The organism is Seonamhaeicola maritimus (assembly GCF_008056315.1).
Classification (GTDB): domain Bacteria; phylum Bacteroidota; class Bacteroidia; order Flavobacteriales; family Flavobacteriaceae; genus Seonamhaeicola; species Seonamhaeicola maritimus.
Map to the genome: position 1 here is coordinate 450,707 of NZ_VRKQ01000010.1, position 15,735 is coordinate 466,441.

Annotated in this window: 13 protein-coding genes; 3 read left to right on the top strand and 10 right to left on the bottom strand. The window is 33.2% G+C overall.

What is annotated here, in order from left to right:
* The first annotated feature begins 59 nt into the window (after positions 1-59).
* From rimK to FUA22_RS10170, 3 genes are read left to right on the top strand one after another with little or no spacing between them, the layout of a single operon-like run.
* Complete coding sequence (gene rimK, locus FUA22_RS10160) at positions 60-935, top strand: 30S ribosomal protein S6--L-glutamate ligase (protein WP_147767942.1); 876 nt, start codon at positions 60-62, stop codon at positions 933-935.
* Between the two features lie 23 nt (positions 936-958).
* The gene (locus tag FUA22_RS10165; protein WP_147767945.1) at positions 959-1,930 is read left to right on the top strand and encodes a succinylglutamate desuccinylase/aspartoacylase family protein; all 972 of its coding nucleotides are present in this window, start codon (positions 959-961) and stop codon (positions 1,928-1,930) included.
* Positions 1,931-2,494, top strand: a complete 564-nt coding sequence (locus FUA22_RS10170; protein WP_147767947.1) for a 5-formyltetrahydrofolate cyclo-ligase — start codon at positions 1,931-1,933, stop codon at positions 2,492-2,494.
* Positions 2,495-2,508: 14 nt separating this feature from the next.
* Here FUA22_RS10170 and FUA22_RS10175 read toward each other — a convergent pair whose 3' ends face one another.
* The 10 genes from FUA22_RS10175 to FUA22_RS10220 all read right to left on the bottom strand — a co-directional run bounded on the left by FUA22_RS10175 (position 2,509) and on the right by FUA22_RS10220 (position 15,709).
* Positions 2,509-3,267 carry a phosphoribosyltransferase family protein gene (locus tag FUA22_RS10175; protein ID WP_147767949.1) on the bottom strand — a complete coding sequence of 253 codons (759 nt, stop codon included), beginning with the start codon at positions 3,265-3,267 and terminating at the stop codon, positions 2,509-2,511.
* Positions 3,268-3,299: 32 nt separating this feature from the next.
* On the bottom strand, positions 3,300-4,754 hold the full coding sequence (locus tag FUA22_RS10180) for a nicotinate phosphoribosyltransferase (protein ID WP_147767951.1): 1,455 nt from the start codon (positions 4,752-4,754) through the stop codon (positions 3,300-3,302).
* Between the two features lie 117 nt (positions 4,755-4,871).
* Positions 4,872-5,549 carry an NUDIX hydrolase gene (locus tag FUA22_RS10185; protein ID WP_147767953.1) on the bottom strand — a complete coding sequence of 226 codons (678 nt, stop codon included), beginning with the start codon at positions 5,547-5,549 and terminating at the stop codon, positions 4,872-4,874.
* 74 nt (positions 5,550-5,623) lie between these two features.
* Positions 5,624-7,504 carry a hypothetical protein gene (locus tag FUA22_RS10190; RefSeq protein ID WP_147767955.1) on the bottom strand — a complete coding sequence of 627 codons (1,881 nt, stop codon included), beginning with the start codon at positions 7,502-7,504 and terminating at the stop codon, positions 5,624-5,626.
* 77 nt (positions 7,505-7,581) lie between these two features.
* A complete protein-coding gene (locus FUA22_RS10195) occupies positions 7,582-8,211 on the bottom strand; it encodes a lipoprotein signal peptidase (RefSeq protein ID WP_147767957.1) in 630 nt (209 codons plus the stop codon).
* Positions 8,212-8,299: 88 nt separating this feature from the next.
* The gene (locus tag FUA22_RS10200; protein ID WP_147767959.1) at positions 8,300-8,680 is read right to left on the bottom strand and encodes a TraR/DksA family transcriptional regulator; all 381 of its coding nucleotides are present in this window, start codon (positions 8,678-8,680) and stop codon (positions 8,300-8,302) included.
* Positions 8,681-8,684: 4 nt separating this feature from the next.
* Positions 8,685-12,089, bottom strand: coding sequence for an isoleucine--tRNA ligase (ileS, locus tag FUA22_RS10205; protein ID WP_147767961.1), 3,405 nt, complete (start codon positions 12,087-12,089; stop codon positions 8,685-8,687).
* A gap of 71 nt (positions 12,090-12,160) precedes the next feature.
* A complete protein-coding gene (gene radA / locus FUA22_RS10210; protein ID WP_147767963.1) occupies positions 12,161-13,519 on the bottom strand; it encodes a DNA repair protein RadA in 1,359 nt (452 codons plus the stop codon).
* Positions 13,520-14,668 (bottom strand): alpha/beta hydrolase, encoded by a 1,149-nt coding sequence (locus FUA22_RS10215; protein WP_147767965.1) that lies wholly within the window; start codon positions 14,666-14,668, stop codon positions 13,520-13,522.
* Positions 14,669-14,767: 99 nt separating this feature from the next.
* Positions 14,768-15,709 (bottom strand): lysylphosphatidylglycerol synthase transmembrane domain-containing protein, encoded by a 942-nt coding sequence (locus FUA22_RS10220; RefSeq protein ID WP_241664810.1) that lies wholly within the window; start codon positions 15,707-15,709, stop codon positions 14,768-14,770.
* Between the last annotated feature and the right edge of the window lie 26 nt (positions 15,710-15,735).

Genomic DNA, 15,735 nt, shown 5'->3' on the forward strand with positions numbered 1-15,735 from the left:
AACATAGTTGAAAATGAGATAAGGTTTTTTAGTATATTGCATGTACAATATTACACTAAGTGAACATAGTTATTCTTTCTAGAAACGCGAATTTATATTCTACAGCACGACTTGTTGAAGAAGGCGAAGACAGAGGTCATGAAATGGAGGTAATAGACCCGTTGAAATGTGACATCATTATTGAAAAGGAAAAACCAACTATTTATTACAAAGACCGTTATTTAGATTATGTTGATGCCATTGTTCCTAGAATTGGAGCTTCGGTTACATTTTTTGGTTGCGCCGTAGTAAGGCAGTTTGAAATGATGAATGTTTTCACTTCGGTAACTTCAGATGCCATAATACGCTCTAGAGATAAATTGCGAAGTTTTCAAAGGCTTTCAAAAGCAGGTATTGGTATGCCTAAAACCGTATTTACAAATTATTCTAGAGATGTTGAAGAAGTGATAGAACATGTTGGAGGAACACCAGTAATCATAAAATTATTAGAGGGCACACAAGGTTTAGGTGTAGTTTTAGCTGAAACAAGAAATGCAGCCGAATCTGTTTTAGAAGCCTTTAACGGATTGCAAGCCCGTGCACTTGTACAAGAATATATTGCTGAAGCTAAAGGCGCCGATTTAAGAGCATTGGTAGTTGACGGTCATGTTGTTGGAGCCATGAAACGTCAAGGACGGGAAGGTGAGTTTAGATCAAATTTACATAGAGGTGGAAGTGCCGAAATAGTAAAATTAACGGAAGCCGAAATAAAAGTAGCTATGAAAGCTTCCAGAGCATTAAAACTTCCTGTTTGTGGTGTGGATATGTTACAATCATCTAGAGGACCATTACTTTTAGAAGTGAATTCAACACCAGGTTTAGAGGGCATTGAGCAAGCCACCGGAAAAAATATTGCCAAAAACATTATTACTTACATTGAAAGAAACCGACGTTAGTTCGGTAAAATGATAATTGATTTATGAGTTCTGATAAAACAATATTAACTATACTTAACGAAACTATTGAACCGGGAGAAAGCAAAGAGGTGAGTTTTGATGTTGCCAATCTACATACCTCAACACCTGTTCATATTCCGGTAATTATTGAACGCGCCAAAAAACCAGGGCCAACCGTTTTATTTACGGCAGGTATTCATGGCGATGAAGTAAATGGTGTAGAGATTGTGCGTCAAATTATTGCCAAAGGCATTAACAAACCTAAGTGCGGTACTATTATTTGCATGCCTGTTATTAATATTTTTGGGTTTATAAATTTGAACCGTGAATTTCCTGACGGAAGAGATTTAAACCGTGTTTTTCCAGGTAGCCCAAAAGGATCATTAGCCAGTAGAGTTGCCCATAAATTAATTCATGAAGTTATTCCGCATGTAGATTATATCATGGATTTTCACACAGGCGGATCAGACAGGTTTAATGCACCACAAATACGTATAGCCGAAGGTGAAAGAAAGCCAAAGCAATTAGCTAAAATATTTGGCGCCCCTTTTATTTTATATTCCAAAAACTTAAACAAATCGTTTAGAAATACCTGTGCTAAACTAGGTAAAACTTTGTTGCTTTTTGAAGGGGGCAAGTCATTTCATATTGATGACTTAGTTACCAATTCTGGTGTTAATGGCGCTAAGCGTGTTCTGAATCATTTGGATATGCTAAGTTCAAAATACAAAGCATCAACCCCTAAAAAGACACCTATTATTATTGGGGAAAGCAAATGGATTCGTGCCAAATATTCTGGCATGTTTAAAGCAGTTGTTAAAATAAACTCCAAAGTGCAAAAAGGTGATGCTTTAGGTAATATTACAGACCCTTACGGCAAACTAAATTACTTTGTTAAAGCCCAAAACACCGGTTACATTATTAATGTAAATGAAGCTCCCATTGTATATCAAGGCGATGCGCTTTTTCACATTAGCACCAAACTGAAAAAGTAAATGACTAAGGCAGAATTACGAAAAAAACATAAAGCACTTAGAGCAGGTTTATCTATTGATGATATAGATGAAGCCAGTATATCTATTGCCAATAGCCTTATTAAGCTACCTATTTGGGAGTATTCATTTTATCATATTTTCTTAGCCATTGAAGAACAAAAAGAAGTTAATACCGATTATATTTTGAGTATCCTTTCAGGGAAAGATAAAAATGTGCTTATTTCTAAAAGTGATTTTGAAAAAGGAACGATGACACATTTTTTATTGACTGATAGTACAAAAATTAAAAAGAACGCATACAATATTCCAGAACCGCTTGATGGTATTGAAATATCAAACGATAAAATTGACGTAGTATTTATTCCACTTTTAGCCTTTGATAAACAAGGAAACCGCGTAGGTTATGGCAAAGGTTTTTATGATAGGTTTTTAGCCGATTGTAAACCAGACACCATTAAAATAGGGTTATCGTTTTTTGAAGCCGAAAATGAAATAACTGATGTTTTTGATAGCGATATTGGGTTGGACTTTTGTGTGACACCGGAACGGGATTATACTTTTTAAGTTCTTAAAAAGTATTAAAGTACTTTAATTTGAGTAACATACTGATCAACTATATCTTTATAGCTATTTGTACAATATATATGATCTATTGATTCTTTTAATTCATCAAAACCATAATTAAATTGTGCATGAGTAACATATAAATACACCCTTAGAGCTCCCTGACTTTTTAATTCTTCAGCAAGAAATTTAAATGTTCTTCCACCATCAGCTAAATCATCAACTATCAAACAATCTTTATCTTTTACATTTCCCTGTATTTTAATAATTGGTAAACCATTAATTCTAACTTTGTTTGATGGCACTAAATCAGCGTTTAATTTTTCAGCTATTTCATGAGTAGTTTTATAAGATCCAGCATCTGGACTAACAAGTATTGGATTACCAATATCATAATATGCCAACTTAACATATTCATGACTTTTTAATTCTTTTGAATTATTAATTAATGCTAATGTTATGCTACTATGCGGGTGCAAAATTTCAACTTTATCAAAGTTCATTGCATTTATAAAATTTGCAATTATCTTTAAATCAAATGATTCTAAATCATTAAAACGTCTATCTGAACGTTGACCAATAAGGCAATAAATTGTTAGAATAGATATCAGGTTTTTATTAGTTGAATTGCTATTATCCCATGCCTCTTTTATCGATGCAATTCTAAATAAATCTTCATAACTATTACCTCTTATCTTTATATGTAAATTACCTGATTCTTTTATCTTAGCAGTCACTTGCCCATCTTTATATTTATTTATTTCGTACTTCATTTCTTAGTTTTTTGTTATTTGTAAAATCTAACTTAAACACACTTATTTATTCTGTCTCTTATTTGTTCCAATTTTATTTGATTCAAAAATTCTCCATTTTGGTAAATGACTTGCAATTCACCGTCATTCTCTTCAACTTCAGAAACTTGATCCACCATTTTGTATTCTCCATCCACAAAATCTACTCTAATTAATCCTTTTGCAGATTTCTTGATGCCATCATCAGTAATAGGATCCTTAAAAATTTCTCTTCTCTCTCCTTGTACAACAACAGAAGTAGCTTTCATTGCAAATCCAAATGTATCTCTAGTATTAAATTGATAAGTAAAAGACCCAATCCCTAAAACCACATTTGTAGTGGCGAACCCTTTATCATGTAATCTTTGACAAATCTGTTCAGCTCTTTCGGTAGTAATACTATCTCCATAAATAGCTCCAATATGAGGGTCTAAAACTTTAAACCCTTCTTTATTGATTGTCCCTCCAAAAATATCCCATAACAATTCAATTACACCTTTTTCATTAGGTAATTGACCTCCTATTTGTGCCATTTCTCCACAAATAATGTCAACTGGATCACCACTATCAGGACGAATAACTAATTTACCATCTCTTGAAATAACCTCATCTTTAAGTTTGGGCAAATATTCCGTTAGTACTTTCCATAAATTCCATGTATCACTAACAACAGACAATATTCCCTTTGGGTAAGTATTCATTAAACTTTGAAATGTGCCAATTTCATCTTCTTTTGTTCCTGCACACATAACTGAATGTTCCGTTGCATTCACTGAACCTACAATAAACCCTGATGCATTATAATATTTGCGTAATCCACTTATAACAGGAAGGGTATCAGATCCTAAAAAAACGCTTGCATGCCCCATTCCAGAAGACAATGCACTTCCGAGACCTCCCATTCCTCTCATTGAGAAGTCATGTCCTTGAAAATCAATAAATGAGACGTTTTCACTATCTGTAATTAATGCCCACTTTTTAAATATACGCTTGTACAATATTGCAATAGATGCAGATGTCATAGTTTGCCATAGCATTGTAGATAATATAGTCTCTAAAAAATTTGTAACCCAATAAAACTCCTTTATTGTGTTTACAACTGTAAGCATTGGAACTCGAATAGGAACTTCAACACCTTCAGGCAATGACTTAACTTTTATTGGAAGATACTGCAAATCATGTAATTCTTCATAATGAGAAACATCATAACTACCTCCAAGATATAATGACAGTTCTTCTTGAATTTCTCTACAGACCAGTTCTTTTGGCTTAGAAAAGAAATTGTCATTAAAATAATCATGTAACCATTGAATCACGTACTGCTGGCCAAAAGAAACTACTTTATCACAGCCTTTAGGAGCATATTTATTACTTCGTGGTGTCCAATTGGAATATACTTCTTCAGTCCCAACTGGGTATTGTTGATGATGCCCCGTTTTGTACCCGTCTGTTAGCAATAATCCATTCATAATATTTAAATTTATTTTGCGTATTCATTACACAAATGTAAATTAGAATATTATTGTCACCAAATATATTTTGTGTTTTTTTTACGCAAATACATTATAATGTTGAAATACAGGTGTTTATATTTCAAATATTATACCTTCTTTTTTAAGTTGAAAGTAGCGTTTTTGGTTAAATTGGAATAAATTGGCTGGTCTACCTGATCCTTTTGATACTTTTTCATTGAGTTCATCAAGCACATTAAGACCTATTATTTTCTTTCTAAAATTACGTCTATCAATTTCTCTGCCTAATAGGGTAGTGTATAATTTTTCCAAATCTGAAAAAGGGAATTTTTTATCTAGTAATTCAAAGCCTATAGGTTCATAAGTGATTTTTCCCTTCAATCTCTTAATTGCTAATTCAAGTATATCCTTATGATCGAAAGATAGTTCGGGTAATTCATTAATATTAAACCAAGCTACTTCTGCTGCATCTGTAGATGCAAATATTTTAAACGTATTCGGTCTTACTAATCCGAAATAGGCAATGGAAACTACTCTTCCTCTAGGGTCTCTCGTTGGATTACCAAAAGTATAAAGCTGTTCAAGGTAATTAATCTTAACACCCGTTTCTTCCTGTAGTTCTCTTTGAACTGCTTCTTCCAAAGATTCATCATTTAATACAAATCCTCCAGGAATAGCCCACTTTTCCTTAAACGGTTCATACTTTCGTTTTATAAGTAAAACTGAAATTTCACCTTCCTCGTAACCAAATACGACTGCATCAACTGTTAACTTAATGGACTGCTTACTCATATGTGTAACTTTTACACAAAAATAAACTTAATTTTCAAAATTAATAAATTAAAGAAACTATCTACATGAACCTTTTACTCCTCACAATTCTCACAATAAGTTTCTTTTAAATACTCATTTTCTAATAACTGAAAGGTTACTCCTCCTTTTTCAACGACATTAAACAGTTTACAATAGCGTTCTTTATTAATGTTTATGGCATTTAACATAATGGTTCTATAATCTGTTTGATAAGTGAGTTCGTCCTTAATTAAAGTCAAATTCAAATAGTAGAACAATAAATCTTCATCTATATCAATGCTCCTGGCTTTTTCTTCTAAAAGCGCAACCGACATATCTGTATTGGCATAGTAACTAAAAAACTGGGCTAAACTTAAATAGTCATAGTCAGATAATGAGAATTTGTTGTAATTTTTATTAATGTATGACACCGATGCATCTTTATCAGAATAATCCCGTTTTCGCATTAAATTCTCTGCTTTTATGATATGGAAATTTACCATCATTCTAGAAATTAATGAGGCATCAATTCCATAATTCTTTAAGCCATAAATTTGATTTTTAAGCTTGGTTTCATTTATTTCTAAAGCTCTGAAACGCCAAAGTCTAATCTTAATAGCTGTGATATTGTATTTAACCTCACCATTTTTAGGAACTAACTTTTCAAGCTCTAAAAGTTCGTTATAAACAATTAAAGCTTGCCTTACATTAAGCATATACCTAAAAGCAGAATTCTTATTAAATATTTTAGCAAATTTAGCTTGCTTTGGTATGTTCATTTTCCGCAGAAATTCTGGAGAGATGACTTTACTTTTAAGCTTTTCAAAAATGGAGTTTTGAATTTCATTAGCAGCAACTAATTGTTCGCTGCTTATGGCATCATTAAATTTCAGAAGCAACTCATCAGGAGACATCGTTTTATACTTATCTTTCTTTTCTAAGCCTAACTCTAGCAATGCTTTTCTATGATGGCTTAAAATAGGCTCCATTTCTTTTGAGAGCGCTCCAACCAATTTTGCTTTTACATCGCTTTTACTCAGTCCGCTTAAATTATCATACTTGGTGTCTTTTATATCATTTAAAAACTCCACCCAATTTTCAGATGATGACACCTCAGTTTTAATTGTAGGCTTTTGAAAAGTTTGTAACGCAGCGGCAATACTATTGGCTCTTTGTTCTTGTAATTCCACATTACGCTCTAAACTTCCTTCAACAGATGAATAAGCTTTAATATTGATCGTTTTAATGTTGAAGTCTGTCAATCTCAACGAGTCATAAATGGGCTTTATATCTTCATGTGAATATTCAGATTTATTCTTTTCAAAAGGAATAGTAAACTTTAATATTTTATTTTTAAGAATATAACCTTCACCAGAACTTGGCTTTATTTGTTTTGTATTGTAGGTCAAAGAATCTAAATACATACCCATATCTAACAATTCCCAAGGGTAAGATTCCAGATTATAAATAACCTGATATCTACACATATTCTTATTACTTAAGAACAAAATATTGTACTCTAACTCATCATTTAAAAAAGCATCTGGTAACCTGCCAACATGAACTCTAAATCTGTTTTCTCCGGCCGGTTTTAACATATTTCTCAATTTGGCCCCATAAACAGGCTTCAAAAGCAATCCTTTTATTTGAGAAGCCGTTGTTGTTTCATCGCAATCATATCTGTTTTTTCTAACTACATCAATAGCAATACCGTCTCCAGCATTTTTAAATAACATATTAAACCACTTTTTGTCATTTATTCTAAAATATAGATTAGACTTTTCTCTTTCTATTGAAAACTTGACCTCTTTGGGCTTTTGCCTGAAAATATTTGTACAAGATTGACAAACTTGATTTCGGTTAGCTTGTGGAAAAACAATATCGAAAGTGTTTTGGGCAGAAAGGTTATTTAGACTAAAAATTGTTAGGGCAATGAGGAGAGTTTTGAATTTCATTAATGGATTTTTAGATTGAAAAATTAAATATAATCAATCCTAATAAAGTAAAGAAACACTTACTTAATCAAATAATATTATGAAAGTTCTTTTTTAGGAAACGCCTTTTTGTTGAAGACAATAAGCATAATAAAACCAGTACTTATAGCTACATCTGCCACATTAAAAACAGGCTCAAAAAACGTAAAATATTTACCCCCAAAACCCGGTATCCATTCTGGTAAATACCCTTTCCATAAAGGGAAATATAACATATCTACAACTTTACCATGAAGTAAACCAGCGTAACCACCTTCTTCTGGTAAAAAAGATGCTACATCTATAGCGCTTTCGCTAAATAAAACACCATAAAAAACAGAATCTATAATATTCCCTAAGGCTCCTGCAAATATCAAAGCAATAGCCAATATTAACACTTTAGGCCTGCACTTTTTTGTTACATCATAAAGCCAATAACCTATACCACAAATCGCTACAACTCTAAATAATGTTAAAGCTACTTTTGCTGCACTATCTGATATAAAGGGAATAAAATCGCTAATTTTTGTTCCCCAAGCCATTCCATCGTTTTCAATAAAATATATTTGAAACCAACTAAAAACTTCAAGGCTTTGTTGAAGTTGAAAATGTGTTTTAATATACACTTTACTTATCTGATCAATAAGTAAAATAATACTAATTAAAACAATTGATTTCTTTAATGACATATGACTGAAAAACAAAAAACGCCCTTCATAAAATAATTTAAGATTGGCGTTTCTATTTTATAAAACCCTTATTTAATGAAGGGATTAATTATTTCTGCATGTTTTTAGCTTCAATGCTTAAAGTAGCATGAGGCACTAACTCTAATCTTTTCTTATTAATTAACTTTCCGGTAACACGACAAACCCCATAAGTTTTATTCTCAATACGAATTAAAGCATTCTTTAAATCACGTATAAACTTTTCTTGCCGAATAGCCAATTGAGAATTAGACTCTTTACTCATTACTTCGCTTCCTTCATCAAAAGCTTTAAAAGTAGGTGCGGTATCTTCTGTTCCATTATTATGGTCATTCATATATGCACTTTTAATAAGCTCTAAATCGTGTTGCGCTTTTTCTATTTTTTCATTTATTAAAGATCTGAATTCTTCTAATTCAGCATCAGAATATCTAACATTTGCAGTTCCCATAATATTAATGTTTTTGAATAAACAATTTGGTACATATATCATCAAAAGTAATATCAATACCGTTATCTAATTTGTCAATTATTTTAAGCTCATTAGCCAATGTCTCCGTTTTAATATAAGCCATATTAGAGTCAATAGCATTCACTATATTATCATCTTTTTGAAGCTTCACATCAATTCTATCAGTGACTTCAAACCCTGAGTCTTTACGTAAATTTTGAATTCGGTTGATAAGTTCTCTCGCTATTCCTTCGCTTCGTAAATCATCAGAAATGGTTACATCTAGGGCGACCGTTAAAGCACCTTCATTGGCGACTAACCAGCCTTCAATATCTTGAGATGTAATCTCTACATCTTCAAGCCCTAAAGTAACATTTTTTCCATTAATGTCAACACCAATTTCACCAGTTTGTTCAATTTTTTTAATATCCTCTGCATCAAACTGTCTTATGGCGTTTGCAATGAGCTTCATATCCTTTCCAAATCTTGGGCCTAAGGCCTTAAAATTTGGTTTTATCTGCTTGACCAAAATATCAGAAGCATCTTCTAAAAGCTCAACTTCTTTAATATTAACTTCATGTTTTATTAAGTCTGAAACCGCTAATATTTCTTCCTTTAGCTGTTCACTATCAACAGGAATCATAATTTTTTGAAGCGGTTGACGTACCTTAATCTTTTCTTTAGCTCTTAACGACAATACCAAAGATGAAATTGTTTGCGCACTCTCCATTTTTCGCTCTAAACTTTTATCTATAAAAGCTTCATCAAAAACTGGGAAATTTGCCAAATGAACACTCTCAAAAGCTTCCTTTTTGGTAACCGCATTTAAATCTAAATACAATCTATCCATAAAGAACGGTGCAATTGGAGCACCTAATTTAGCAATGGTTTCCATACAAGTGTAAAGGGTTTGGTATGCCGAAATTTTATCGGCTTGGTAATCTCCTTTCCAGAAACGTCTTCTACTTAAACGTACAAACCAGTTGCTTAAATAGTCTTGTGTAAAATTTGAAATTGCTCTAGCAGCTTTGGTAGGCTCATAATCTGCATAATAAGCATCTACCTTCTGAATTAATGTATGCAATTCTGAAAGAATCCAACGATCTAGTTCAGGCCTATCAGCTAAAGGAATATCAGCTTCTTTATAACTGAAATTATCTAAATTAGTATATAAACTAAAGAATGAATAGGTATTATAAAGCGTTCCGAAAAACTTACGTTTTACTTCTTCAACACCTTCTAAATCGAACTTTAAATTATCCCAAGGATTTGCGTTAGAAATCATATACCACCGAGTAGCATCTGCTCCGTAATTTGATAATGTTTCAAACGGATCTACAGCATTTCCTAGGCGCTTAGACATTTTTTGCCCGTTCTTATCTAATACCAATCCATTAGACACCACATTTTTGTAGGCAATAGAATCAAATACCATAGTACCAATAGCATGTAAGGTATAGAACCAACCACGTGTTTGGTCTACACCTTCTGCAATAAAGTTAGCAGGATATGTTGTACCATCATCAATTAAACTAGCATTTTCAAACGGATAATGCCATTGTGCATATGGCATAGAACCAGAATCAAACCAAACATCAATTAAGTCGCTCTCACGCTTCATTGGTTTTCCTAAAGGCGACACTAAGGTAATTTGATCTACAATGTTCTTATGTAAATCTAATTTGGCGTAGTTTTCTTCGGTCATGTTGCCAACCTCAAAATCAGCAAAAATATCTTCTGCTAAAACACCTGCATTCATAGCTTTTTGCATTTCAGCTTTTAATTCTTCAACAGAGCCTATACACAATTCTTCCTTACCATCTTCGGTTCTCCAAATTGGTAACGGGATACCCCAATAACGTGAACGTGATAAATTCCAGTCGTTAGCATTTGCCAACCAATTACCAAAACGTCCTTCACCAGTACTCTTTGGCTTCCAATTAATGGTATTATTCAATTCATGCATCCTATCCTTTATATCGGTTACTTTAATAAACCAAGAATCTAGCGGATAGTATAAAATTGGTTTATCTGTACGCCAACAATTAGGGTAGCTGTGTTTATATTTTTCAACCTTAAAGGCTTTATTTTCTTCTTTTAACCTGATGGCAATTTCAACATCCACAGAACGCTCTGGAGCTTCACCATCATTATAATATTCATTCTTTACATATTTACCAGCAAGCTCATCCATTTCTGGACGAAAACGCCCTTGTAAATCTACAAGTGGCACCAAATTATCGTTTTCATCTTTAACCAACATTGGAGGTACTTCTGGTGTAGCTTGTTTAGCAACCAAGGCATCATCTGCGCCAAAGGTTGGAGCTGTATGCACAATACCTGTACCATCTTCTGTTGTTACGAAGTCACCGGAAATTACTCTGAACGCATTTTCTGGGTTGTCGTTTGGTAAAGCATAAGGCAACAACTGTTCATAGGTAATACTTACTAAGTCTGCTCCTTTAAATTCTTTTACAACATAAAAAGGAATCTTTTTATCACCAGCATTATAATTTGATAATTCTGATTGCTCCTCAACTTGAATAAACTTTCCTGCAAATTGTTTAGCCAGTAAAGGCTTTCCTAAAATCACTTTTGTTGATTCAAAAGTATATTGATTGAATGTTTCAACTAAGACATAATCAATTTTTTCGCCTACTGTTAACGCCGTATTACTTGGAAGAGTCCAAGGCGTTGTAGTCCAAGCTAAAAAGTGAATATCACCTTCGTTTTGTAAAAAATCCGGCAATGATTCATCGTTCGCTTTAAACTGAGCAACCACAGTAGTATCGGTCACATCTTGATAAGTCCCCGGTTGGTTTAACTCATGTGAACTTAAACCAGTTCCTGCTTTTGGAGAATATGGTTGAATGGTATAACCTTTATACAATAAACTTTTATTGTAAATCTGTTTTAACAACCACCAAACACTTTCCATGTATTTTGGCTCGTAGGTAATATATGGATCATCCATATCTACCCAATAACCCATTTTTTCAGTTAGGTCATTCCAAACATCTGTATAGCGCATTACAGCTTTTCTACATGCAGCATTATAATCTTCAACTGAAATGGTTTTACCAATATCTTCTTTAGTAATACCTAATTCCTTCTCAACACCAAGTTCAATTGGTAACCCATGAGTATCCCATCCGGCTTTACGCTTTACCTGAAAACCTTTCATGGTTTTATAACGCGGAAAAATATCTTTAATGGCACGTGCTAAAACGTGATGTACTCCAGGGAGTCCGTTTGCAGATGGTGGTCCTTCATAAAATACATACGGTTCGTTGCCTTCTCTTGTAGATACACTTTTTTCAAAGATGTTATTTTCTTGCCAATATTGTAGTATTTCGTTTGCTACATTTGGTAAGTCAAGTCCTTTATATTCAGGAAATTTCGTGCTCATTTACTCTTAAAACTTATAAGTTCGCGAATTTAAGGAATTTTGAGAAAAATGATATGCTGATTGGACGTAATTTAAACTATAAAATTTACTAAATCTTCAATCTTAGAAATCAACTGAATTTTAATACTGGTATTTTTAAGAGAAATTTTGTTGTACTTGGATACAAAAATGGTTGAAAAACCTAATTTTTCGGCTTCCAGAATACGTTGCTCCACACGCTGTACAGGACGAATTTCACCGGACAAACCAACCTCTGCCGCAAAACAAAAATCACGTTGTAAGGATTCATCTTCATTTGAGGATAATATAGCCGCTACAACAGCCAAATCTATAGCAGGATCATCTACTGTGATACCTCCTGTGATATTTAAAAACACATCTTTTGCTCCTAGTCTAAAACCAGCCCTTTTCTCTAAAACAGCCAAAAGCATATTAAGTCTTTTCGCATTAAAACCCGTAGCAGAACGCTGCGGCGTACCATAAACTGCAGTACTTACCAAAGCTTGCACTTCAATCATTAAGGGTCGCATACCTTCTAAAGTGGCAGCAATAGCATTCCCTGATAATTCTTCGTCTTTTTTAGAAATTAAAATCTCTGAAGGGTTAGACACTTCCCGTAATCCAGAACCTTGCATTTCATAAATCCCTAACTCATTTGTAGACCCAAAACGATTCTTATGGGCACGCAAAATTCTAAACACGTGATTACGATCACCCTCAAACTGCAAAACAGTATCAACCATATGTTCTAAAATTTTTGGTCCTGCTATATTTCCATCCTTAGTAATATGCCCAATGAGAACAACGGGAGTTGCCGTTTCCTTAGCAAATTTTATAAGCTCTGTAGCACATTCCTTTATTTGTGATATACTTCCTGAAGACGACTCAATATAATCACTATGCAAGGTTTGAATAGAATCTATAATAACCACATCGGGCTCTAAAACCTCAATTTGCTTAAAAATATTTTGGGTTTTAGTCTCGGTTAAAATGTAGCAGTTACTATTATTCGGATTAATCCGTTCTGCCCGCATTTTAATTTGCTTTTGACTTTCCTCACCTGAAACATATAGGGTTTTATAAGGTAACTTCAATGAAATTTGAAGCAACAAGGTGCTTTTACCTATTCCAGGCTCCCCTCCTAATAAGGTTAAGGAACCAGGAACAATTCCACCACCTAGAACTCTATTAAACTCATCATCTAAAGTATTGAGTCTTGCTTCTTCTGATACATCAATTTCATTTATTCTTAACGGTTTTGAAACACGCTTTGGAGCTGACTTTGTAGTTTTCCAATCGCTCTTTTCAGGCTTTTGAATGACTTCTTCAGCTATGGTATTCCATTCCTTACAAGCATTACATTGCCCTTGCCATTTAGCATACTGTGTTCCGCAATTCTGACAATAAAAAGTTGTTTTAACCTTAGCCATTTAATATCCGAAATCTTCTTTTATTAAATCTGCCTTTTCCAACATTAAATCTTTAGTTAGACCAGCAATTTCATCAAGAATATAAGCAGACTGATAGGTACGCATTGCTTTTTTAGGCTCTCCTGTTTCCTCATAAAAACGCGCCAAATAATAGTTCCCTAAGAGGGTTTTAGGATAGTGCTTTCTAGCCATTTTACCCAATGTTTCATAGCTTTCAAACGCTTCATTCTTTTCAATAGCAGCAGCAATGGCTTTAAAATCGTTAATCAATATTTGTTTATCAATGGCGAACAAATCATATATAGTTTGATATTTTTCAACCAAATAATCTGCTGGAGATGTATCTAATTGTAAAATAGTTTCTTTGTACTCCTGCTTACTAATTGGCTGAAATACTTTAAAAATCTTTTCAATAGCATTAGGTATGGCATGAGCTGGCACAGAGTAATGCGAAGGCCCCTCAAAACTATCAAAGTTGTATTTTAATTTCTCATCTTCTATAAGAGAGATATCTGTATTTAATGCTTTAGCCATCTCCTTTATAGATTTACCATCATTATTAGTATGTGCTAAATAATAAAATACTTTAGACTGTAATTTATTAAGTCTCTCAGGTATATAATCGAGCATATTTGGCGCTAACTCCGGACTAACAACTATATAAGCCTGAAATAACGGAGCCGATTTTAACAAATAATAATTGATAAAATTTGCTGTTTCACCATGTCCAATGGCCACTTTAAAGTTGGTGGTTCTATAATTACGCTCTATATGCGGAATGAGTTCCATACCTATAAATTCAAAAAAAGCAGCACCTGTTTCAATTGGTAAAGAGTTTTGCTCTGAATACATACAATCATCATAACGTTTGTCTAATTGATTAACTCCTACCACAATAGCCTCTGGCATGTCTTCCCAATAAGAATAGTAATCAACGTTTCCGGCAACAGCTTCAAATAGGTAATCACCATCTAAAACCACAAATAAAGGATATACCTTATCGTCATTAGAACTATAGCCTCTAGGTAGTTGAATTTTTATTTGACGTTCCTCTCCAAGTTTGGAAGATTGAAAAGTTTCATATTTAACTTGTGCATTGGGCCAAATAATGGAACAAAAGAATAACACAACAAAAAGTAAATGTTTCATTTAATTGAATGATTTGAGATTTATATGGGCAAGTTATGAAATAACTTAAAATAATAAAAAGAGGGTTTAAGATACTTTTCAGGCAGAAAAGGCAAACTTTTAACTTTTGACTTTCTTACTTCTATTGAAAATAGGAAGATAAATTAAAGAAAGTCCTCCAAAAATAATGATTAAAAGTGTTTGTGAAGCCCACATTATCCATCCAAACGCTCGACTAGGGTCTTCAGGAATATTAAATAATAGAAATGCCAGCACAATAGCTTCTGGGTACGAACCAATGCCTCCGTTTGTTGCAGCAATACTAAAACTAGCCGCAATAAATCCAATTAAAATTGCAGCGAAAGGAATATCACTAGTAGCTTCAAGAGAAAAAGAGGTCACATAAAACATAAGCACATACATCCCCCAAATAAATAAAGTATGAAATATAAACGCCCATTTCTTTTTCATTTTGAAAATACTTAGTGCCCCTTCTATTAAACCATTAACAAAAGCTCTGATTTTTAAAGCAATTTTCGAATTACTTCTTTTAATAAATCTCGTAAAAAAAAGAAATAAAATAATTAACCCTACCAAGCCAACAGCAATTTTTATCGGATCAAATTTTTCAACTAAAAAACCGTAAATAAAATCAAACTGCAAAAATAGTGTAACCGCAATTATACCCAACATCACAATCATATCTGCGATACGTTCCGCTACTATGGTACCAAAGCCTTTTTCAAACGGGACATCTTCATAATTTGTTAAAATTGATGCCCTAGCTACCTCTCCAGCTCTGGGAATAGTATAGTTTATCAGGTAAGTTGCAAAAACAGCCATAATACTATTACCCAATCTAATCTTATACCCCATGGGCTCTAACTGAAATTGCCATCGATAAGCTCTAGATAGATGGCTCAAAAGACCCAAAAACATACCAAGTACTATCCAAGAATAATCGGCCTTTTTAACATATTCCAATAGCTCATCAATAGAAATTTGAGACAGCGAATACCAGACTAAAAAAACTCCCAGTAATAATGGGAGCGTAATTTTCAATATTCTTTTAATATTTAGTTTCAAAA

Excerpts from the sequence above, each read along its gene's own strand:
- FUA22_RS10165 (WP_147767945.1), top strand. The coding sequence starts at position 959 with ATGAGTTCTGATAAAACAATATTAACTATACTTAACGAAACTATTGAA.
- FUA22_RS10170 (WP_147767947.1), top strand. The coding sequence starts at position 1,931 with ATGACTAAGGCAGAATTACGAAAAAAACATAAAGCACTTAGAGCAGGT.
- FUA22_RS10175 (WP_147767949.1), bottom strand. The coding sequence starts at position 3,267 with ATGAAGTACGAAATAAATAAATATAAAGATGGGCAAGTGACTGCTAAG.
- FUA22_RS10180 (WP_147767951.1), bottom strand. The coding sequence starts at position 4,754 with ATGAATGGATTATTGCTAACAGACGGGTACAAAACGGGGCATCATCAA.
- FUA22_RS10185 (WP_147767953.1), bottom strand. The coding sequence starts at position 5,549 with ATGAGTAAGCAGTCCATTAAGTTAACAGTTGATGCAGTCGTATTTGGT.
- FUA22_RS10190 (WP_147767955.1), bottom strand. The coding sequence starts at position 7,504 with ATGAAATTCAAAACTCTCCTCATTGCCCTAACAATTTTTAGTCTAAAT.
- FUA22_RS10195 (WP_147767957.1), bottom strand. The coding sequence starts at position 8,211 with ATGTCATTAAAGAAATCAATTGTTTTAATTAGTATTATTTTACTTATT.
- FUA22_RS10200 (WP_147767959.1), bottom strand. The coding sequence starts at position 8,680 with ATGGGAACTGCAAATGTTAGATATTCTGATGCTGAATTAGAAGAATTC.
- ileS (WP_147767961.1), bottom strand. The coding sequence starts at position 12,089 with ATGAGCACGAAATTTCCTGAATATAAAGGACTTGACTTACCAAATGTA.
- radA (WP_147767963.1), bottom strand. The coding sequence starts at position 13,519 with ATGGCTAAGGTTAAAACAACTTTTTATTGTCAGAATTGCGGAACACAG.
- FUA22_RS10215 (WP_147767965.1), bottom strand. The coding sequence starts at position 14,668 with ATGAAACATTTACTTTTTGTTGTGTTATTCTTTTGTTCCATTATTTGG.